Here is a 21871-nt window from a genome sequence, read left to right as displayed (position 1 = left end):
AGGTTTTTGTTCAGGTTTTTGTTCAGGTTTTTGTTCAGGTTTTTGTTCAGGTTTTTGTTCAGGCGCGGGCTTATTAATACTAACTTTATCTTCATCTAATACAGCAACAAAATCAATACTATTGTTTCCTGATATTTCAACTTTTTCAAAGTCATTTATATTATTTTTTAATCCAGCTAAATTTATAGTAATTATATTGCCACTAGTGTAAAACATAGGTAATGGTATGTATTGTAATTTACCACCTTCTATTTGATAAGAATTTGCTATAAGTTTAGAATTACCATTATTTCCAAAATCAAGCTGCAAAACAGCATTGTTTTTTTGGTTATATAGACCTTCTACAATTAAATCGCTTAAGTCTTGATTTCCAGGTCTCACAATTCCTTGATTGTATAAATTATTTTTTATTAAACCATTTCCGCTAAATTTACCATTAGTTAAAACTTTAACCTCCCCACTTATAATTCCTTTATTATTTTGTGTTTTTATTAGGGAAAGCTCACCTTCTTTTACTATAGTTTTACCAAGATAAGTATTTTCTCCACTTAAAATTAACCTCCCTTGACCATCTTTGATAAATCCAATATTTAAATTTTGTATTTCATCTTTTGGAGAATTTAAAGCATCGAGTCTATGTAAACTATCATCCCATTTTTTTTGAGATATATCATTGCTAAAAGTCGCGTTATATCCTTGAGTATTTATAGTATAGTAAGCTTCTTTTTTACCATAAGTTTCGGTAATATCTTGTGAATTTAATCTATTTGCATCTAAAATTCCTATACCATTTATGGCTTTTTCAATGTCTAGAATGCCTTGTCCTAAGATTTGTTCTTTTTTGAGAGTTTGTATTCCTTTGTAGTCTTCATTGGCATTTTGCATAAGTGGATATTTGTCGATTAGATTGTTTAATATCTTATCTGCTTCAAAACTCCAATATCCAGCATCTATCAAATCTTGTTTTATTTTATTTTTATCATCAGGGATAGGCGTATCTATATAAATAATAGTATAATAGGATTGTTTTCTTCCATTGGAAGTATTAAGAAGTTGAGTTTCTTTTACTGTTAGTTTTGGAGTTTTGTAATTTTTATTTGCTGTACTTAATAAAACATCAGCTATTTGTTTTCCATTTAAAAAAGGGAATTTTTCTGACACTAAAGCAGCAGCTCCACTTACCATAGGAGTTGCCATAGAAGTACCACTCATTTTAACATATAAATTTTTATCAGGTCTTCCAAAAATGGGTTGTATATTATAAGCAGCATTAACTGAATTAACAAAACTTCCAGGTGCTACTAATGAAAAATTTTCAACTCCTTTTAATCCATTACTATACGATGCTATAGCTTTAGAGGATAATATAAGTTTTCCATTTTCATCTTTTGTAATTTTAGAAGAATCAATGGCTCCAATGCTAAGCCATGATCTTAAATTTTCATCATAATAAGGAAGAGTAGCATTAAATCCAGGTGATACTATACCCTCATTTCCAGCTGCAAATAGTATTAGAATGTTTTTTTCTTTTGCTAACTTTATAATCCCATCAAGCGGTTTATTGTTGTTTGCTAAATTTAAAAAATAATTAGAATTTTGCTTTTTAAGATCTGATACATACCACCCGAGCTGACTCATTCCTACTATTGGATATAATTGCGTATTCCAGCTATTATTGATTATTTTTATTTCTTTATCTTTAAAATAATCATAAATATTATAAGGAATTATTTTTTGACTTCCATTGTTATAGCCAAAAATTTGAATTCCATACATTTTCGCATTGTAAGCAATCCCATATGGCTCTTTAATGTTTTTAAAATTACCAAGTATAATTCCTGCTACATGTGATCCGTGAGTGTCTACTGTTAGATCAGGAGTATAAGGTTTATTATTTACTGTTGAGTATTGTTGCTCTATGATTTGTCCTTGCAAACTAGGATGATTTGCATTAAAAGCAGAATCTATAATACCTACATTTATATTTTTTCCTGTGATATTAAGATCGTGTGCTTTATGAACATTAATAACTTCAAAATCATTTAAAGCTAAAATTTGAGTTATAAAAATAAATATTATTAAATATTTTTTCATATGACTTTCTTAAATTTTATTAAAGATTCTTATAATTTTTAAGTATAACAGAAATATTTTAATTTTGATTAGAAACTCTTGTTTAAGATGCTTATATTATTTCTTTTCCTTCTATAAAAAGTTTTAACACTTCTTTGCTTTGTAAGATAAATTGCAAAGGAAGTTGTTTTAAATTTGTGCTATTTGGTAAAGCAAAAAGACTAAAATCAGCTATTTTGCCTTTTTGAATTTGACCTAGGTTTAAATTTAAGGCTTTTGCGGCTTTATTTGTTGCCATTAAAAGTAACATTTTAGCAAAATTTTCTAACTCAAAATCATCATGTATAAGTAAATTTACTCTCATTTCATCAAGCATACTTAAAGAAGTATTTGAGCTTAAGCCATCGGTTCCTAGATGGATATTAATACCATTTTTTAAAGCAGATTTTAATTTAAAAGTATTTTTACTTAAAAGCCTATTTGAAAAAGCACAATGCGTAATTGAGTGCAGATTTTTATCTAGCAAATTCCATTCTTTAAAATACACACAATGTGTAAATAAAGTCCTTTGATCTTTAAAAAGCTCTAAAAAGCTTTGCGGAGTGTAAAGTGGCATAGGATTTTTGCTAAATTTAGCCAAGCTCTTTTTAAAACCACCTTTTTTAAACCTTAGCCAGTTGTTTTCATGATTGCTTTCAAGAAAATGTGTGCTTAGCAAATGATCGTTTTCTCTAGCAAGTTTTATAGCAAATTTAGCAAGCTCTGGGTGGGTTGAGTAGGGTGCATGCACTGAAATAGCAGGGATAAATTTAGAAGTTTTAAAGCTCATGCTTTTTTTATAGCGAGTTAAAAATTCCTCTTTTTTTGCTTGGATAAAATTTTCATTTGAACCTAAAATTTCATTAAAAAATATCACTCTAGCTTGTGAATTTACACAAGGGTTTAAATCGCCCCCAAAGCTTGAAATTTCTCCTATAGTAGCAGTGCCACTTTTTAGCATTTTATGAATATTTTGTGAGATTAATTTTTCTTTGGCTTTTTCGTTTAATTGCTCGCGGTTATTAAAAACACTATCAAGCCATTTTAAAAAGTCTCCAAAGACTAAATTTCCATTATTTGCACTAAATTCTAAATGCGTGTGTGGATTGATAAAAGCAGGTAAAAGTAAGGTATCTTTTGGAGTTGGTATAAGCTTGGCTTTCGGATAGGATTTTTGTAAATTTTCTAAGCTATCAATTTCTAAAATATTATCATCAAAAAGAATAGCTTTTTTTTCTAAAATACTAAATTTATCATCACAAGTTAGGATGATTTTGGGTGCTATTATAAACATTTTCCATCCTTTAAAAAGGTAAATTGTAGCTAAAATTTAGCTTTAAAGTGTTATAATATAGTAAATTTTACTAAATAAAGGTTAGATTATGAAAGTTATGGTGATACAAGGACCAAACATTAATATGCTTGGTGTAAGAGAAACTCACATTTATGGTAATATGAAAATGGAAGATATCCACGAGCAAATGAAACAAGCTGCAAAACAAGCTAATGTGGAGATTGAGTTTTTTCAAAGTAATTTTGAAGGTGAGCTAGTTGATAAAATTCAAGAATGCTTAGGCAGTGTAGATGGAGTGATTATTAATGCAGCTGCTTATGCACACACTTCTATAGCAATCCGTGATGCGATTGCGGCGATTAATATGCCTGTGATTGAAGTGCATATTAGCAATACTTACAGAAGAGAAGAATTCAGACAAAAAAGTATGATAGCACCAGTTTGTGCAGGTAGCGTGGTAGGTTTTGGTCCTTTTGGTTATCATATGGCTCTAATGGGACTTTTCCAAATTTTTGATCAAATCAATGCATATAAAGCAGCTCAAGCAAAAGCACAACAAGCAAATCAATGAATTTTATCTTAAAAAACGAAAATGCACTTTTTTATGAGTGCGGCTATTCTTGCGATAATGCTTTATTTTTAAAACTTGAAGATAAAGCTTTTTTCATCACTGACGCAAGATATAGTTTTGAAGCTAGCGAAATGATAAAAAATGCTGAGGTAGTTTTAGCACAAGATCTTTTTGATAGCGCTAGAGAGCTTTTAGAAAAAGCAGGAATTGATAGAATATGTTTTGACCCAAAAGACTTTAGTTATTTTGAATTTAAAGAACTTAGTAAAAGTGCAAATATCGTTTTTGAAGAAAAATTAGACTTGAGTAAAAACAAACGCATTATAAAAAATGCCAAGGAATTACAACTTTTGCAAAAGGCTGTAAATTTTGGTAAAGAATGCTTTGAAGAATTTGCTAAATTTATCAGCCAAGAAGGCCATGGAAAAAGCGAAAAAGAATTACATTTTAAAGCATGTGAAATTTTTCAAAAAAAAGGTGTTTTAGGACTTTCTTTTTCACCGATTGTAGCTATTAATGAAAACGCAGCTAAAGCACATGCTTTACCTAGTGATAAATGTTTAGAATATGGAGATTTGTTATTAGTTGATGCGGGTGTGGTTTATCAAAGGTATTGTTCTGATCGCACAAGAACGGCTTGTTTTGATGAGAATGGTATAGTTTTTGATAAAAATAAGCCAAATTTTAAAGATAAAGAAATTATGCAAATTTATGAAGTGGTTAAGCAAGCTCAGCTTCAAGCTATAGAAAAAGCACGCGTTGGTATGAGATCAAGTGAGCTTGATTTTATCGCAAGAGAAGTGATTAAAAACGCAGGTTTTGAAAAAGAATTTATTCATAGCTTAGGGCATGGAGTGGGGCTTGATATACATGAGTTGCCAAATATTAGTCCAAGAAGTGATTATGAGTTAAAAGAGGGTATGGTATTTACCATTGAACCTGGAATTTATATCAAAGATAAACTTGGCATTAGGATAGAAGATATGGTTTATCTTGATAAAGAAAAGGCAGTGGTGTTATAACTTGCTGATTAAAGGGGCTAGAAGGTTAGAAAAAATTCGTTTTTTTCCTTTTTATTCAAAGGCTGATAAAAAAGGAAAATACATAGCCATTATAGGACTTGGAAGCAATATAGAAGATGAAAAAAAACGCTTTCGGAGTTTATTTAGGCTTTTAATGCAAGATAAACGCTTGCAAGTATTGCAAACATCGCCATTTTTGATTAATAAAGCTTTTGGCTTTGAAGAGCAAAAAGACTTTACTAATGCGGTGATGGTTGTAAGCACAAGTTTGCATGCAAGAGCACTTTTAAAAGTTTTGTTTTTTTATGAGTTTAAATTCAAAAGAAAAAGAACTTTTAAAAATGCTCCTAGAACGCTTGATTTGGATTTGTTGTATTTTTCAAAAAAAGCGCGTAAAGATGAGTATTGCATAGTGCCTCATGTGGGGGTAAATGATAGAATTAGCGTAACTTTGCCTTTGGGCTTGTTAAGATAAGGAAAAATATGGGACAATTGATTCATACTTTTACGGTTGAAAGCACAGATGAGATTATACCTAAGGTCAAGCAAGATTATGGCGATAAGGCTTTGATAGTAACTAATAAGCAAATTCGTCCAAAAACTATCAATCAAAAGCCTTTGTATGAGGTTATAGTGGCGATTGAAGAAGCTGATTATGAAGAGCATTTAAAACAAAATAATTTGCCTATGCCACCAAAGAAAAAACCAAATACAGCAAGTTTTCCTGAGGCTAAAATTCAAACTCCAAAACTTGAAGATGAAAAAAAAGAAGAAGATGTAGTGCTTGATTTTTCTTCGAAAGCTAAGCAAAAACCTATTAATCCTTATTTAAATACAAGCAAAAAAGATGATAATTTTTTAAATTTAAAAAACAAACTTTCTCAAGTTAGTTCAGAAATTAGCAAGGTTTCAAACTATCAAGATTTTTCTATGCCAAATCCAAATTATGATAAAAAAATAGAAGCTTTTGAAAAACAAATGAACAAGCTTAATGATAAAATGAATTTACTTGTGGATATGATGTGGGATGATAAGGCAGATTTACGCAAAGAATTAGCTATACCACCTGAGTTTGCAAGTATTTATAAGCAAGCTAAAGCAAGTGGTATGCAAGAAGCGCATTTAGAAGCGATTATGAAAGCGACTATTGAAAATATGCCAAGCACCATGAAAGCAAATCAAGAAGCAGTGCAAAGGTATTTTTACTCACTTTTGCGTAATATGCTTCCATGCCGTTTAGAAAGTGAAATTAAAAAGCAAAAAATCATGATGTTAGTAGGTCCAACAGGAGTAGGTAAAACTACAACTTTAGCAAAGCTTGCTTTTCGCTATGCTTATGGAGATAGACGTTATAAAACCGGTATTATAACTCTTGATACTTATAGAATAGGCGCAGTAGAGCAACTTTTTCAATATGCTAAGATGATGAAACTTCCTATTATTGATAGTATAGAGCCAAATGACTTAGATGATGCGATTAGAAGTTTAAATACTTGTGAGGTTATTTTAGTAGATACAACCGGAAATTCACAGTATGATAAGGCAAAACTTGAAAAAACAAAAGAATTTTTATCGCATTCTAATGCGCAAATTGATGTGAATTTAGTGCTTTCAGCAAATACAAAATATGAAGATTTATTAGAAACTTATAATAATTTTTCATTTTTAAATATAGACACTTTAATCATTACAAAATTTGATGAAACAAAAGTATTTGGAAATGTGTTTTCTTTGCTTTATGAAACTAGCACTCCGATGAGCTTTTTTTCCATAGGTCAAGAAGTACCTGATGATATAGAAGTAGCAAATAGCGACTTTTTGGTGCGTTGTGTGTTAGAAGGTTTTAGAAGGGATGAAAATGAGTAATCAAGCAGAAAAATTAAAAGATCTAGTAAAAAATGAAAACTCAAATGTAAAACATACCCATTTTATCGCAGTTACTAGCGGTAAAGGTGGGGTTGGAAAAAGTACTTTTAGTGCAAATTTGGGCAACATCCTAGCTAAAAATGGATATAAAGTAGGGCTTTTTGATGCAGATATAGGGCTTGCAAATTTAGATGTGATTTTAAATGTGCGTGTAGAAAAAAACCTTTTACATGTTTTAAAAGGTGAATGCTCACTAGAAGATATTCTAATAGAAGTCAAGCCAAATTTATGGCTTATCCCAGGTGAGAGTGGCGATGAAATTTTAAAATACAATGATAAAAATATTTATGAGAGATTTTTAAATCAAACAAGTATTTTAGATGATTTAGACTTTTTAATCATTGATACAGGAGCAGGTATTGGTGGCAATATAGGGAATTTCTTAGAAATGTCTGATGAGGTTATTGTCATAACTGTACCTGATCCTGCCGCAATTACCGATGCTTATGCTACTATAAAAACTACTTCAAAGACTAAAGAGAATTTATTAATGGTATTTAATGTAGTTAGAAATGAAAATGAGGCTTTAAGAATTTTTGATAATATTAAAAAAGTAGCAGATATTAACATTAAGCATAATTTAAATTTAGAATTTTTAGGATTTTTAGGTCAAAGTAAAGATATTAGTTCTAGTATTAAAAAAAGAACTTTATTTAGCGATGATGATACTAATGCAAGTGATGAACTCAAAGCCATAGCTTCTAAGCTTTTGTATAGGTTGGAACAAAAAGTGCTTAATAATGTGGGAGATAAAAGCATTATGAGTTTTTTCAAAAAGCTTTTGGATCGTTTTTAGATTGAAGGAAAAAGATGAGACCAGAAAATTTTGTTGCTTTTTTTACTGTTTGTGGTTTTTTTATAGGATTAATGTTCACCATAGTTAATATAGAAGATGCAGTAGAGATAGTTGTATATACCTGTTTGATTACTTTTGTATTTTATGTGTTAATCCATATAGTAATTATGATTTTTGTAGATGCAAATAAAATTAGTGGTAGAAGCTTTAATAAAGAAAAATATGAAAATGAAAATAATAGCTTTATAGCAGAATTAGCTGCAAGAGAAAAGAAAATGGATTACTTGCTTGAAAAACTTCAAGAAGAGCGTGAAGACCTTAAAAAACTTGATAGCTCTTCAAAAAGAAAAGTAAAACATGCAGCCGCATAATGCTTATGCTTCTACGCTAAAAAAAGAACAAGATGACTTAGTCATCTCTTATATGCCCGCATTAAGAGCTATGGCTTTTAGACTTAAAGAGCGTTTGCCTGCAAGTATTGATGTAAATGATTTAATTAGTATTGGCGTAGAAGAGATGATTAAACTCTCGCGTCGCTATGATAAAGAACAAAATGACAATTTTTGGGGTTTTGCAAGAAAAAGAGTAAATGGAGCTATGCTTGATTATCTAAGAAGCCTTGATGTAATGAGTAGAAGCAATAGAAAAATCATCAAAGATATTGACGCTATTATAGATGAGTTTTATCAAGAAAATGAAAAAGAACCTGATGATGAGTATTTAGCACAAAGATTAAATTTAGAAGTAGAAAAGGTAAAAGAAGCAAGAGCAGCTCATGCTATATCGCTTGTTATGCCTTTAGATGAACAGCTAAATTGTTTTAATGATAGTAATATCATAGAACAAATAGAAAAAGAAGAATTAATAGAAAAAATCAACGCGGTTTTGGAAGAATTTAAAGAAAGAGAAAGACTTGTAATACAGCTTTATTATTATGAAGAATTAAATTTAAAAGAAATTGCAGAGATTTTAGAGATTAGCGAGTCAAGAATTTCACAAATTCATAAGCGTTTGCTTAAGAAGATTAGAGAAAGGCTAGTTTAATGGCTGAAATACTTTCCCAAGAAGAAATTGATGCTCTTTTAGAAGTCGTTGATGATGATAGCGATGATAGTACTGCTTCTTCAAAATTAGAAGAAATAGAAGATAAAAGAGATATTGTAGTATATGATTTTAAGCGTCCAAATAGGGTTTCAAAAGAACAACTTCGTTCTATTAAAGGAATTCATGATAAATTAGCTAGAAATCTTGCTTCGCAAATTTCATCTATGATGAGAAGTATAGTTGAGATTAAACTGCACTCAGTTGATCAAATGACTTATGGTGAATTTTTGATGTCTTTACCTTCGCCGACAAGCTTTAATGTTTTTTCTATTAAACCTTTAGATGGAAATTGTGTTTTAGAGATTAATCCAAGTATTGCTTTCCCTATGATAGATAGGCTTTTGGGTGGTCAGGGTGAAAGTTTTGACACCTTAAGAGAGCTTACAGAAATAGAACTTAACTTGCTTGATTCTATTTTGCGTATTATTATGCAAAGACTTAAAGAAAGTTGGATGAATGTTACGGAAATTTATCCAAGTGTTGAAGCAAAAGAATCAAGTCCAAATGTTGTGCAAATTGTTTCTCAAAATGAGATTGTTATCATGGTGGTAATGGAGATTATCATAGGAAATTCAAGTGGTATGGTAAATATATGCTATCCAGTTGTGCATTTGGAAAGTATTTTGAGCCGTTTAGCAAATCGTGATATTATGATGGGTGAAACTTCGGCTAAAAAGTCAAGAAACAAAGAACTTAAAACTTTGATCGGTCGTGCTGAAGTGATTTATGAAGCTATGCTTGGTAAAACTTTTATCAATGTAAATGAATTTTTAGATTTAAAACAAGGAGATATTTTAAAACTTGATAGAAGTGCAGATGATAAAGCTATAGTAGCCATAGATAAAAAAGAAGTATTTTTAGCTCAAGTAGGACTTCATAGATTTAGAAAGTCGATTAAAATCTTAGAACTTATTAAAACTGATAAAGATGAGATTAAAGAAATGCTTGAAAAATATGAAGATGAAAGAAGAGCAAAGGCAAATTCTTATGATGAAAATGAAGAATTAGAAGAGGAAGAAGATGATCAATGATTTTTTAGGCATATTTGTCAACGAGTGCATAAGCACAATAGAAGGCTTAACAGGGAAAAGTGCTGAATTTAGCGAGTATTATGAGTATGATGTAAATTCTCAAGATTCTATGACTCCACCACTAGTTAGTGCTACTTTTAGTGTCAATAATGAGATGAAAATCAAAATCTTAGCAAGTGCGGTTTTAATGAGTGCAATTGGTGAGTGGATGATGGGAGAAGAAGAAATCTCTAAAAATAGTGAGCTAAATGAAGATGAAATGGACGCGGCTAAAGAAGCTATACAAAATATCATTTCAGCATTTTCTACAACCTTAGGTGCACAAAAAGAAATTCCAAAAATGGAATTTAGTTTAGAAAATTGTGAATTTGTTGCAGATAGTCTAGAACTTGGCGGCTTTCATAAAATATATTTATATAATGTAAAAATAGCTGATTTAGAAGAGAAAATTTCCTTAGTATTTGATGAGAAAATTTATAAAGTTTTAACTAAAACTGATTTAGAAGAAATTGTTACAACTCATGAAGAGCATACTCAAGACCATAAAACCTTAGCAAGCGTTGAAGAGTTAAGAAATATCGGCTTGATTATGGATGTGCGTTTGCCTATAAGAGTGCGTATTGGTAGTAAAAAAATGCTTTTAAAGGATGTTTTAACTATGGACATAGGTTCAGTTATCGAGCTTGATCAATTAGCTAATGATCCTTTAGAAATTTTAATAGGTGATAAAAAGATTGCCTATGGGGAAGTAGTTATCGTAGATGGAAATTTTGGAGTACAAATTACTGAGATTGGCTCTAAAAAAGAAAGATTAGAGCAATTAAGATGAAAAATTAGTTCTCTAATCAAAAAACAATAAAAATCAATATAAGCAAAAGGCTTAAAATCAAAATGCAAAGATTTTGGAGTATTTAGCTTGAAAGGTTTTAACTCTTTTTTAGGAGTAACAATTAAAGCATAACCGCCTTTATTATATCTATCCCAAATGCTAAAAAATTGACTTTTAGAGCTTATGTATTCTCCATAGCTTGGATCAAGCACTTGTAAATAATTCCCCTTGTGATTAATAATCACCACAAAATGTGGGAAGCGTGGGTCATCTTCAATTTTTACAAGCATTGGAATATTTACAAGCTTGTCTAAGCTATCCCTATTGATTTGATAGGAATTGCTTTCATAACCTAGCTTTTTAACTGCATCGTTTAAATCTGCAAAGCTTACCATATCCGTATAAAGCTTTTGTCCGCTCATGGTTTGTAAAAGTTTAAGCTCATCAAACTTTTTATCATCAAGTATATTGATTAAAGTTGCTAAAGATGAAGCCCCGCAAGATTGCTCGTAAGTTTGTCTTATTACTCTTTTGTTTTTAATTTCTTGATAAGACTTGACTACCCATTCTGCTTTTGCATTCAAAGAAAGAATGGATAAAAATAATAAAATTTTTAAAATTTTCTCCATAAGCTTATCCCAAATATACTATCAGGCGAAGCAGAACTTCCCCCAAAACTAGCATTAACAGAAACTGCGGTATCTGAATTAATGCTATAAGTAGAACCCAAACTTAAAGTTGGAATAGAACGCACTTCAGAATTTTGATAACCATTGATTTTTTGCTCGGTTTGAAATCTTTGCTCTGCCCTCAAATCTAAAGTAATCTTAGGGCTTAGTATGATAGATAAATCCCCACCCACATAAATACTATTTCCATACTCTATTTTAAGGGTTTTAAATTTTCTTAATTGATTATAATCAAAACTGGTATAAATGCTATATACAACAGGATCGCTATATCCCCTTAAACTAGCTTGTAAGCTTTGTGATTTTAGATAAAAGTTTTTGGTTTGATTGATTGCTTTTTCTCTTTGAACGACTGCAGTTTGAAAGGTAATTTGTGGAATTAAGTCTGCAATGCTATCTCCTGTATAAATAAAACCTAGCCATAAACATCAAAACATATTCTGTTTTTACTAGAATACTCATTTGTAAAAAAGTTTGTATATTCAGCTCTTGCATAGCTTCCGCCCCCTGAAATAAGTATGTCAAATTTAGGTGTTATGGTATAAATGAAATTTTGAGTTAAAAACACTTGCTTTGTATCATTCCAAATTGTAGGATCTCCACCTGTTGTTATATTAGGATAAAGTGCATAAGAATTTGCATTTCCTGTACTAAGCAAAGAAAAGCTTGTGGTACTTCTTAAGCCTATTTGCTTTTTAAATAAACTGTCTATACTTAGTTCATCACTAGCAAAAACACAACTAAGTAAAACCATAAATGTTAAAAAATCTTTTTCATTGTTATCTTTCTAAATATTTTTAGATTTTTTCCATTAAAACAATAAATGTTTCAAATAACAAATTGATTTTAATATGTAATTTGTGATATTCTTTAAAAAAGAGTAAAAATAGCTAAAAAAGGAAGTTATGTTAAAGAAGTTAGCAGGTTCTTTGATTTTAGGTTCTTTGTTAGTAAGTTCTGCTTTTGCTGGGGATTTTTTAGCTAAAGTTAGTAATGGTGCTTTAAGTGATAATTCTCAAGGCGTAAAAGTTCTAAATGTAGATGAGATGAAACAAGTTAAGGGTGGGTATTTAGTCGGTTTTAAATTTTTTAAAGATCGTTCAAATTTAATTTCAGAAGTTTATGCAATTGCAGATTTTTCAGAATACGAACTTAGCAATCTTAACAAGGGTCTATGTGGTGCAGGAGATGAAAAATGCTCAAACCCTAGTAGAGATAGATTAATTTCTTGGTTGCAAGCGAGTGCTAAAGAAGAACAAGGGTATAATGGATCTCCTGATGTAAAAGAAGTAGAAAACTCTTTATATAAAAGATATATGGAAGATAAACTAAGCAAGGATGAAATAAAAATACTTAATAAATTTGGCACAGACTATCTTACAGAAGGCGTAGATTTGTCCGCACTTCATAAACGAAAAGTTGATCTTTTAAAAACTCTTACAAGTATGAATGAATTTGAGAAAATATGGGGTGCTGAAAGGGCACAAAGAGAAAAACAATTTTTTAATGAACTTGGTAAGTCACTTACTCAAGAAGATATAGATAGGTTCTTAGCTAATAAAAACAATCAAAAAGAAGATAAAGAAAAACCCTTTAAACCTATACAAGCAGAAAGTAAAAACAAAGAAACTTACAAAGATGATAGTACAAGAAACGAACTTGTAAAAAAACTATTAGAAGATAAATTTAGTACAAGCGATGAGTTGAAAATTCTTTTTGGTGTTAAAATAGATGTAAAGATTTAAATAATAACGAATTTACTAAAATCTTTTCATAATTAAGTGTGTATAATATATAAAAGTGTGAATTTGAAAGTTTAGAAATTTAAAAAAACCTAATTTAATGCAGTTTGCAAAAGAAAATTATTTAAAAATTACATAAAAGATTATTATAAAAATTTAGCTAGAATGGAATTTATTTTAACTAAAGGTTATAAAATGAATGAAAAAATAATCCAAGATTTAGAAAAATTTGCTAACATGCCAAACCTAAAAAATGCTATAACTTTTTTTGGTTCTGCAAGATTAAAAGAAGACAATGAGTATTGTATTTTGGCTTCAAAATTAGCTCAAAAGTTAGCTGATGAGGGTTATAGCATCATCAGTGGTGGTGGCGGTGGTATTATGCAAGCTGCTAATCATGGCGCTATGCAAAGTCAAACTTCCCACTTAAAATCTTTTGGATTTAATATACATTTACCATTTGAGCAAAAAGCAAATGACTTTTTAGAGTATAATATCACTTTTAAGAGCTTAGCCATTCGCAAAATGGCTCTTATCCAAAAGAGTCTAGCTTTTGTGATTTTCCCAGGCGGCTTTGGAACATTAGATGAATTTTTTGAAATTCTTACTCTTAAGCAACTTAGTTTTAAAAAAGATGTTCCTATTATTTTAGTTGGGCAAAAATTTTGGCAACCTCTTGATGAATTTATCAAAACTTCTTTACTAGAACTTGGAACTATATCTAAAAATGATGAGTTAAAGTATAGTATAAGTGATGATTTAGATGAAATTATAAGAATGATAAAGGAAAAAGATGAAAATTCTTGTTGCAATGAGTGGGGGTGTAGATAGCACTGTAACTGCTTATAAGTTAAAGCAAGCAGGACATGAGATTATAGGTTGTTATATGAAGCTTCATGGAAAAGCTAATTATCATGAAGAAAATATACAAAAAGTTGAAAAAGTTGCTAAATTTTTAGACATCAAATATCATATTTTAGATTTGCAAGAAGATTTTAAAAATCAAGTTTATATGCCTTTTGTTAATACCTACAAAGAAGGAAAGACGCCAAATCCTTGTGCTTTGTGTAATCGCTTTATTAAGCTTGGCAAGCTTTTAGAATTTGCTAAGAGTTTGGGTTGTGAGAAATTAGCCACAGGTCATTATGCAAGGATAGAAAATGGTTTGATTAAAATTGCAGTTGATGGGAGTAAGGATCAAAGCTATTTTTTAGCAAATGCAGAGAAAGAGGCTTTGGAATATTTGATTTTCCCTCTTGGAGAGATGAGAAAAGAAGATGTGAAAAAATTTGCTTCTACAATCGATGTTTTAAAATCTTTTGCAACACAAAAGGAAAGTTCTGAGATTTGTTTTGTGGAAGATACTTATGTGCAAGTTTTAGATCAGTTTATGGATACCAAAATTCCAGGTATTGTAAGAGATAGTAGTGGCAAAGAAGTAGGAAAACACGAAGGTTATATGCACTATACCATAGGTAAAAGAAGAGGTTTTGAGGTACGCGGGGCTCATGAGCCACATTTTGTGTTAAAAATTGATCCTAAAAAAAATGAAATCATAGTAGGTAAAAAAGAAGAACTTAAGATAAGTGAATTTAATCTTGATAATATTAATTTATTTGTTGATGCTAAAGAGCTAGATTGTGAAGTAAAAATACGCTATAGATCAAGATCGACCCCATGTAAAGTTTTGATTAATGAAGATAAAAGTGCAAAAATCATCTTACAAGAGCCTGTTTATGGGCTTGCTAGTGGGCAAATGGCAGTATTTTACGATAAAGATTTGGTTCTTGCAAGCGGATTTATTAAATAAAAAAGCTAAAGGGTTGCACCCCCTTTGGCGTTGCACCCTTATGTAATTATACTAACTTTTTTTAAAAAATTAAAATTATTTTATTGTAATAAAAAATAAGAAAATTGTAGTTGAGGTTTTTCTAAGATAGATCAAGTAAATCTTATCTTAGAAAAATTATATTGTATTTGATAAGTTGATCTTATTCAGTCATATCAACAATTGCTCCACTATTTTGACATCTTTCTTTATTCCATTTTCTTGTATCACATGCTCCATAAACTATTTCATGTTTATTCAAATCGCCATTTTTATAGTTGATATAAACAACATCTCCATATTCTATTTCGCCTCTTGCAACATCTCCTAGCAATCCATCTTGTTCTATTTTAATACCTTCAAAATCTTCAGCTACTTCAGGGTGTTTTTCTTTTAAAGCATTTAAATCAACATCTTTAAGGCTTTTTATCACAACATTAGAGCCGTAATCTTTTTTTAAAGTTTTAATGAATAAATCATAACCACCTTTAGAACCTCTACTTGGATCATATTTATAATCTACTCCATTAGCACATGCTATAAAAGAAATTAATGTTAAAGCACCAAACATTGTTTTTTTAATCATTTTTTATCCTTTTCATTTTAGTTTCAAAGTTTATCATAAATGAAGTTAAATCTAAAAATTACGGAGCTAAAATATCTCCATAATGCTTATATCAAACCATAAAAGATCAAATTTAAGTAAAATTCCATAAATTACTGCACTAAGTAATCCTGCGAAAATTCCTGCTAAAACATCATCTAGCATTACACCCAAACCACCTTTGGTTTTTTTGTCAATTTTACCTATGATAGAAGGTTTTGTGATATCAAAAAATCTAAATAAAACAAAAGAAAGCAAAAAAGTAAAAATACTCTGTCCGCAAATTGCCAAGGCTAAAAATACCCCAACAACTTCATCTATTACAATATGCTTATCATCGTGTATGCCTGTTTGTTTTTCATATTGATCGATGATTTTTATAGAGATTAAAAAAAGTAAAATTGCAAGCAAGATCAAAGTTCCTATGCCCAAATACCTTAAAATAAAAAAAGCAGGGATTAGCGCTGCTATTGTACCAAAGGTTCCTGGAGCTTTATTAACACTACCTGAATAAAAAAAAGTTAAAAATAATTTTTGCATGATTACACCATATATGACATTTGATGAAGTTTTATAAGTTGCTCATAAAATTCTTTATCGCTTCGATACTCTAAAATACCATGTGTAGGGAAAAGATTGCTATAGATATTTTGTTTATTATGAAAGCGATTTGGGAAAAGCTCAGATAAAATCAAAGCTGAAATTTCTCTTCTTATAAAAACTGCTGGTGGAATGATACCAAGTCTAAGTAAATTTTTTAAAGAATCACCATGGTATTTCATATGATGATGAGCTCCATGGGGACATGATTTGGTACTTACTACCATTTTACATTCATCACAAAATACAAATTCAGGAAGTATGGTAACTTCTATATTATAATCTTTTGCAAAATCATCAAGCACGGTAAAAGCTCTATTTTGATTAAAAAACATTCCAAGTCCTGCATGATTTTGTCCTACAAAAAGTTTATTGCAATCAAAACTTTTAGCCAAAGCACACTCAAGCACAGGGTTTAAATGCGAGGCAAAAATTTTGATATTATGTAAAGGTATAAGTAAAACCCTAGAAGATGGTAAGTAATTTTGCGCAAAAACATCAAAACAACGCTTTTTGAGTTTCAAGCTCAATCCGTTGTTTTCATAGGATTCTATAAGGAAAATAATCACTAAATCAGATTGTTCTATAGCCCATCTTAAAATTCTCTCATGTGCTCTATGAAAAGGATCAAAACTTGAAACAATGGCTGTGATATTAGAAGGATTTAATCTTTTTTTGATTTTTTCAAAATCTTCTTTAATGGCTTTGATATTATTGTGATAAATTTCAAATTCACCACTTATACAAATTTTTCCAAAATCTTGGATCAAGCAAGCATTAGGTCTAAAAATATCATTGCTATTTTTATCATTTTCAAATTTGCTTTCTAAAATGATATGTCCTATGGGTTTATCATTGCAAATAAAGTCTATTTTATCGCCAACTTTTGCATTTTCTAAAGCAGTATTATTTTCTTTTGTACTTGCAGGTGCAAAGGTAAGAGTATAAGGAATTTTTTGTTTATGTATCATTCCTGTGGCTATAACTTCATCTCTTTCTTTTTGATTCATTAATTTTGTAAAAGAACCAAAAACTCCTTCTTTGATAAAACATAAAACTTCGTATTCTTCTTCTGAGATTGTAATACTATTTTTTCTTTGTAATGCCATATTTTTTCCTTTTTTCCCATAAAGATTTTCTAGAAATTCCTAATTTTTTTGACAAATCTGTATCAGGAAAGACATTTTGATAACTAATGATAATATGTTTAACATAATCATCAATAGTTAAAATTCCATTACTTTCGAAGTTTTTCTCATCCTCACCCAGTTCTAAAATTTGAAAATCACTATGTTCAACATTTGTACTTGTATGTATAATAACAGCTTTTTTTAAAGCAAGGTTTAACACTTTTTCTTTGTCTGATGATTTTAGAGTTTGGAAATTTACAAGATAGTATAAACAATTATCTTTAAAGATTTTATCTAAATTTTGTTGATGTGAAAGATCTATGTAAATATTTGCGACATTATGCTCATTGGTATAGTTAAATACAAAATGATCTGCAAAATTTTGATTATTAGTTTTTAAAATCAAAGGCAATTTGAATTTTTTATAATCAAAAGTTGGTAATTTAGCTGTCTCAAATTTATGTTTTAAATAAGACTGATAAGTATGATTTAAAATATTTATTTTCTTAAATTCTTGAAAATGTTTGATTTTTCGCGTTAATTCTTCTATCATAAAAGGCTTTTGTATATAATCACTCGCACCGGCTTTTAGTGGCGCTAAAACTGTATCTGAGCTTATATAAGATATGAGTAAAATAATAATTTTATGCTTAAAAATTTCTACAATATGTTCAAAATTAGCCATACTAGTAGAAAGCAAAATGATTTCATAATCATGATGAGCAAGCTCATTAACATTTGCAATAATATCACAATCATAACCTATAGAATTAAGTTTTGAACCTATGCTTTGAGCTAAATAAAATTCATTTTCTACTATTAAAACTTTCATAATTTCATCCAATCAAAATATTTTAAATTCGCACTTACTAAAACAGCAATTCCTTCTTTTCTTCCTACAAAACCTAAATGCTCTGTGGTGGTGGCTTTGATATTGATTTTATTTGGTGTTACTTTTAATATTTTGGCTATATTAAAAGCAATATCTTCTTTAAAATCTTTCATCTTGGGCGTTTGTGCAATGATTGTAATATCAGCATTCACAAGCTCAAATCCATAATTTTGCACCAAAGTATAAGCATTTTGCAATAAAAGCATAGAATCTGCGTTTTTATATTGTATATCATTATCTGGAAAAAGTTCTCCAATATCTCCAAGTCCTGCTGCACCTAAAAGCGCATCAATTAGTGCATGAGCTAGCACATCTCCATCAGAATGAGCTTTCAAGCCCATATTTTCATGTACTTTTACTCCGCCTAAAAGTAAGGCCCTTTGCTCTCCAAATTCATGCACATCAAAGCCATTTCCATTAAAAATTTCCCAAGATGGTTTTGGTAAATTTAAGCTTTTTAAATCTTCTTTAAAGGTAATTTTTTTAGCTAACTCATCACCTTGTACATACCAAATCTTACCACCAATAGCTTGTATTGCTGTACTATCATCGGTAAAATTTGCATTTTGCTCTAAAGCTTTTTTGAGCATACTTGTACGAGAAAGTTGAGGGGTTTGTATGAGTTTTATTTTATCTCTGTCGATAACTTCTTGAGCATAAATTGCTGTATCGCTTACTTTTAAAACAGGTGTAATACACTCTGCTTTATCGTAATTTTCTATAATATTATTAAAAAGGTTTTTAGAAATCAAAACCCTTGCGACATCGCTAACTAAAACATATTCACTTTGTACTAAATTTAAAGCATTAAGTAATGATTGTGCTCTTGTATTACCGCCTTTAACAAAATGATACTCAGGTGCAAATCTTTTCATATAAGAAATATTACCAGAAGTAACAATTACTTGTTTAAAAGGGTAAAAAGAACTTAAATTTTTAGTTGCATAAAGCCATAAAGGATGTTCACCTAGTCTTAAAAACTGCTTTTTTACTGGAGCATTAAATCTTGATGACTCCCCTGCTGATAGCATAATCAAGGAAATATCTAACATTTGTTACACCTTAATTTTTTATTAATGTTACGATATTATACACCATAAAAGCCAAAATTTATATTTAAGTTAGTAGAATTAATCATTTTAAACAACAAGGAGAAAAATTGAAGGAAAAAATCGAAGAAAGACTAAAACAAGTTATATATCCGGGATTTAAAAAAGATATAGTAAGTTTTGGTTTTGTAAAAAAGATTGATTTGAATGAAAAACAAGCTCATATTATAGTCGAAATCGTTTCGGCTAATGCTCAAATTGCACAAGAACTTAGACTAAACATTGCAAATGTTTTAAAAGATTTAAATTTAGAGCTTAATTTAGAAATCATACAGCCAAAAATTCCTGAAGAAAAAAGCAATTCAAGAAGTGGTAAAAATATCGCTCCGCAAATTAAAAATTTTCTTATGATTTCAAGTGGAAAAGGTGGGGTAGGTAAAAGTACTACAACTTTAAATTTAGCAATTTCTTTGGCTAAAATGGGTAAAAGGGTAGGGCTTTTGGACGCAGATATTTATGGACCAAATATACCAAGAATGCTAGGTGAGAGTAAAAGCAAACCTGAAATTGTAGGTCAAAAAATTCGTCCTATTTTATCTCATGGGGTTTATATGATGAGTATGGGTGTGTTGATAGAAGAAGGTAAGGGTTTAATGTGGCGTGGCTCTATGATCATGAAAGCGATTGAACAACTTTTAGCTGATGTGCTTTGGCCTGAACTTGATGTATTATTGCTTGATATGCCTCCAGGAACAGGTGATGCGCAAATTACCCTAGCTCAAAGCGTACCAGTGAGTGCGGGTGTGTGTGTAAGTACTCCTCAAGTAGTGTCTTTAGATGATAGCAAAAGAGCGCTAGATATGTTTGAAAAATTGCACATTCCTGTTGCAGGTATTATAGAAAATATGAGTGGCTTTTTATGTCCTGATAATGGTAAAGAATATGATATCTTTGGTAAAGGCACCACAGAAGAAATGGCAAAAGCTTATAAGTGTGAAGTTTTAGCTCAAATTCCTATTGAAATGAGTGTAAGAGAAGGTGGAGATAGCGGTAAGCCTGTAAGTTTTTATATGCCTGAGAGTGTAAGTTCAAAAAGATATTTACAAGCTGCTGAAAAAATCTGGGAATTTATAGAAAAGGTTAATCAAGAAGGTAAAGTAGATAATTCAGCTATTCAACCTATAATGAATGGCAAAAGTGCGTGCTCGCAATAAGGAGAAAATATGCCAATAGAAAGTAAAGAAGAATTTTTAAATTTAATCAAGCAAATCGAACAAAGGATTAATTATAAAAAGCCTAAAGCTTTTGCTATAGCAAGACTTGATCTAAGTCAAGTTGATCCTAGTAAAAAACTTCAAGCTAATTTTGGTGTGATTAATTTTGAGCAAAATTATGCCGCTGCAGCTGTTATGTTTGAAGCTTTTTTTAGAAGAGGGGTTGATGTTGATTTTAATGAAAGTGAGTTTGTGGCTACTTTGATTAAAGAGGATTTGGACTTTGCACTTGAATGCTTTGCGCCATTTTTACAAGAGCAAGGTCATAAAAATATAGAAGCAATTAAAGCAGCAAAGGAAAATTTTAGAGAAAATGCTTTTTCTTTTGTTTGTATTTTTGAAGATGAAGCACCAAAAAGCTTAGAAAGTGTGTATTTAAAACTTTACTTACTTTCAAATAAAAAAGTACCTTTGAGGAGTTTAAATTTAACAGGTGCTTTTGGGATTTTACCAAATGTTGCATGGAGTGATAATAAGCCTATTGATTTGGACTTTTTAAGAGAAAATGAGATTGATTTAAAAATGAGTGGAAGGTATCCAAGGATTGATTATGTAGATAAATTTCCAAGATTTTTAGCTCATGTTATTCCTGAGGATAATACTAGAATTTTAGAAAGTTCTAAAGTAAGAATGGGGGCGGTTTTAGCTGCAGGTACTACTATCATGCCAGGGGCTGCTTATGTGAATTTTAATGCAGGTACAACTGGAGCTTGTATGGTAGAAGGGCGTATTAGTTCATCAGCTGTTGTGGGCGAAGGTAGCGATGTAGGAGGCGGTGCTTCTATACTTGGTGTTTTAAGTGGTACAAGTGGTAATGCTATTAGTATTGGTAAAGCTTGTCTTTTGGGTGCAAATTCGGTTACAGGAATTCCTTTAGGGGATAATTGTATCGTTGATGCAGGCATTGCTGTTTTAGAAGGGACTAAATTTGCTTTAAAAAATAAAGAAGAACTTCAAAAAATCAATCCTGATTTTAAATTTGACAAAGATATATACAAAGGTTTAGAATTGGCAGGGCTAAATGGCTTACATTTTAGACAAGACTCTCAAAGTGGAGTGATGATAGCAGCTTTAAACAAAAAAGCCGTAAAACTTAATGAAGATCTACATTAAATTCTTAGCCCTTATGGGTTAAGAATTTTAAAACTCATGTTGTAGATTTTAAATTAAACTATAGATATTGTAAAAATGATTTTTAGTATTTAGCTTTTTTAGTGAAAATTCCTACATAAAAGCTTGGGCTGAATACTTATCTAAATAATATTTTGTGATGATCATTTTTCAATGATATATTTTTGTTTAAAAATACATTGAGTTGCTATAAACTATAATTATAAAATAGTACTTAAGTGAACTTGGAATTTTATAAGAGTAGTTT

At 30.2% G+C, this 21871-nt stretch carries 20 protein-coding genes and 4 pseudogenes; 15 read left to right on the top strand and 9 right to left on the bottom strand.

Annotated features, from left to right (window positions below; genetic code table 11):
• Together L8X38_RS02140 and L8X38_RS02135 are read right to left on the bottom strand one after the other, a co-directional pair.
• Window positions 1–2094 (bottom strand): S8 family serine peptidase (locus tag L8X38_RS02140; protein ID WP_263661158.1); only part of this gene is annotated, 2094 nt, incomplete at its 3' end.
• Between the two features lie 91 nt (window positions 2095–2185).
• Window positions 2186–3406, bottom strand: a complete 1221-nt coding sequence (locus L8X38_RS02135; RefSeq protein ID WP_263661157.1) for a metal-dependent hydrolase — start codon at window positions 3404–3406, stop codon at window positions 2186–2188.
• 88 nt (window positions 3407–3494) lie between these two features.
• On the opposite strand from L8X38_RS02135, the gene aroQ reads away from it, so the two are divergent.
• From aroQ to fliY, 9 genes are read left to right on the top strand one after another with little or no spacing between them, the layout of a single operon-like run.
• Complete coding sequence (gene aroQ, locus L8X38_RS02130) at window positions 3495–3977, top strand: type II 3-dehydroquinate dehydratase (protein WP_039625266.1); 483 nt, start codon at window positions 3495–3497, stop codon at window positions 3975–3977.
• Window positions 3974–4999: an aminopeptidase P family protein gene (locus tag L8X38_RS02125; protein ID WP_263661154.1), complete on the top strand. Its 1026-nt coding sequence runs from the start codon at window positions 3974–3976 to the stop codon at window positions 4997–4999. Before aroQ ends, L8X38_RS02125 begins: the two co-directional genes overlap by 4 nt.
• A gap of 1 nt (window position 5000) precedes the next feature.
• Window positions 5001–5474, top strand: coding sequence for a 2-amino-4-hydroxy-6-hydroxymethyldihydropteridine diphosphokinase (gene folK / locus L8X38_RS02120; protein WP_263659453.1), 474 nt, complete (start codon window positions 5001–5003; stop codon window positions 5472–5474).
• 8 nt (window positions 5475–5482) lie between these two features.
• The gene (flhF, locus tag L8X38_RS02115) at window positions 5483–6865 is read left to right on the top strand and encodes a flagellar biosynthesis protein FlhF (RefSeq protein ID WP_263661153.1); all 1383 of its coding nucleotides are present in this window, start codon (window positions 5483–5485) and stop codon (window positions 6863–6865) included.
• The gene (gene flhG / locus L8X38_RS02110; RefSeq protein WP_133319628.1) at window positions 6858–7721 is read left to right on the top strand and encodes a flagella biosynthesis ATPase FlhG; all 864 of its coding nucleotides are present in this window, start codon (window positions 6858–6860) and stop codon (window positions 7719–7721) included. The genes flhF and flhG overlap by 8 nt, the downstream gene beginning before the upstream one ends.
• 14 nt (window positions 7722–7735) lie before the next feature.
• Window positions 7736–8092, top strand: a complete 357-nt coding sequence (locus L8X38_RS02105) for a hypothetical protein (protein WP_133319627.1) — start codon at window positions 7736–7738, stop codon at window positions 8090–8092.
• On the top strand, window positions 8079–8765 hold the full coding sequence (locus tag L8X38_RS02100) for an RNA polymerase sigma factor FliA (RefSeq protein WP_133319626.1): 687 nt from the start codon (window positions 8079–8081) through the stop codon (window positions 8763–8765). The genes L8X38_RS02105 and L8X38_RS02100 overlap by 14 nt, the downstream gene beginning before the upstream one ends.
• Complete coding sequence (gene fliM / locus L8X38_RS02095; RefSeq protein ID WP_263661152.1) at window positions 8765–9856, top strand: flagellar motor switch protein FliM; 1092 nt, start codon at window positions 8765–8767, stop codon at window positions 9854–9856. Before L8X38_RS02100 ends, fliM begins: the two co-directional genes overlap by 1 nt.
• Window positions 9846–10685 carry a flagellar motor switch protein FliY gene (gene fliY, locus L8X38_RS02090; protein WP_133319624.1) on the top strand — a complete coding sequence of 280 codons (840 nt, stop codon included), beginning with the start codon at window positions 9846–9848 and terminating at the stop codon, window positions 10683–10685. Before fliM ends, fliY begins: the two co-directional genes overlap by 11 nt.
• 41 nt (window positions 10686–10726) lie before the next feature.
• Here the strand turns inward: fliY and L8X38_RS02085 are convergent.
• A pseudogene (locus L8X38_RS02085) lies at window positions 10727–11314 on the bottom strand (C39 family peptidase); the annotation flags it as partial.
• Window positions 11299–12128 (bottom strand): annotated as a pseudogene (locus tag L8X38_RS02080) (hypothetical protein). The pseudogenes L8X38_RS02080 and L8X38_RS02085, both read right to left, overlap by 16 nt.
• 151 nt (window positions 12129–12279) lie before the next feature.
• Between L8X38_RS02080 and L8X38_RS02075 the strand changes: the two are divergent.
• From L8X38_RS02075 to mnmA, 4 genes and pseudogenes are all read left to right on the top strand, one after another.
• A pseudogene (locus L8X38_RS02075) lies at window positions 12280–12660 on the top strand (hypothetical protein); the annotation flags it as partial.
• A gap of 30 nt (window positions 12661–12690) precedes the next feature.
• Window positions 12691–13101 (top strand): annotated as a pseudogene (locus L8X38_RS08435) (hypothetical protein); the annotation flags it as partial.
• 210 nt (window positions 13102–13311) lie between these two features.
• On the top strand, window positions 13312–13947 hold the full coding sequence (locus L8X38_RS02070; protein WP_133319622.1) for a TIGR00730 family Rossman fold protein: 636 nt from the start codon (window positions 13312–13314) through the stop codon (window positions 13945–13947).
• Entirely contained in the window at window positions 13910–14926 is a 1017-nt protein-coding gene (mnmA, locus tag L8X38_RS02065; protein ID WP_263661151.1) for a tRNA 2-thiouridine(34) synthase MnmA, read from the top strand. The genes L8X38_RS02070 and mnmA overlap by 38 nt, the downstream gene beginning before the upstream one ends.
• Window positions 14927–15107: 181 nt before the next feature.
• On the opposite strand, the gene L8X38_RS02060 is transcribed toward mnmA, so the two are convergent.
• From L8X38_RS02060 to L8X38_RS02040, 5 genes are all read right to left on the bottom strand, one after another.
• Window positions 15108–15530 carry a hypothetical protein gene (locus L8X38_RS02060; protein WP_263661150.1) on the bottom strand — a complete coding sequence of 141 codons (423 nt, stop codon included), beginning with the start codon at window positions 15528–15530 and terminating at the stop codon, window positions 15108–15110.
• Between the two features lie 66 nt (window positions 15531–15596).
• A complete protein-coding gene (locus L8X38_RS02055; protein WP_263661149.1) occupies window positions 15597–16088 on the bottom strand; it encodes a phosphatidylglycerophosphatase A in 492 nt (163 codons plus the stop codon).
• 2 nt (window positions 16089–16090) lie between these two features.
• The gene (locus L8X38_RS02050) at window positions 16091–17257 is read right to left on the bottom strand and encodes a sulfate adenylyltransferase (RefSeq protein WP_263661148.1); all 1167 of its coding nucleotides are present in this window, start codon (window positions 17255–17257) and stop codon (window positions 16091–16093) included.
• Window positions 17235–18110, bottom strand: coding sequence for a hypothetical protein (locus L8X38_RS02045; RefSeq protein WP_220566787.1), 876 nt, complete (start codon window positions 18108–18110; stop codon window positions 17235–17237). Before L8X38_RS02045 ends, L8X38_RS02050 begins: the two co-directional genes overlap by 23 nt.
• Window positions 18107–19222, bottom strand: coding sequence for a bifunctional 2-C-methyl-D-erythritol 4-phosphate cytidylyltransferase/2-C-methyl-D-erythritol 2,4-cyclodiphosphate synthase (locus tag L8X38_RS02040; RefSeq protein WP_263660685.1), 1116 nt, complete (start codon window positions 19220–19222; stop codon window positions 18107–18109). Before L8X38_RS02040 ends, L8X38_RS02045 begins: the two co-directional genes overlap by 4 nt.
• A gap of 107 nt (window positions 19223–19329) precedes the next feature.
• On the opposite strand from L8X38_RS02040, the gene L8X38_RS02035 reads away from it, so the two are divergent.
• Both L8X38_RS02035 and L8X38_RS02030 read left to right on the top strand, forming a co-directional pair.
• Window positions 19330–20433, top strand: a complete 1104-nt coding sequence (locus L8X38_RS02035; RefSeq protein ID WP_263661147.1) for an Mrp/NBP35 family ATP-binding protein — start codon at window positions 19330–19332, stop codon at window positions 20431–20433.
• A 9-nt stretch (window positions 20434–20442) separates the two neighbouring features.
• Entirely contained in the window at window positions 20443–21606 is a 1164-nt protein-coding gene (locus L8X38_RS02030) for a tetrahydrodipicolinate N-succinyltransferase N-terminal domain-containing protein (protein ID WP_114640023.1), read from the top strand.
• The last annotated feature ends 265 nt before the right edge of the window (window positions 21607–21871 follow it).

Source organism: Campylobacter sp. CNRCH_2014_2452 (genome assembly GCF_025772865.1).
GTDB classification, from domain to species: Bacteria; Campylobacterota; Campylobacteria; order Campylobacterales; family Campylobacteraceae; genus Campylobacter_D; species Campylobacter_D lari_D.
The sequence above is the reverse complement of the archived record's forward strand: the minus strand, read 5'-3'. Positions and strand labels throughout refer to the sequence as shown.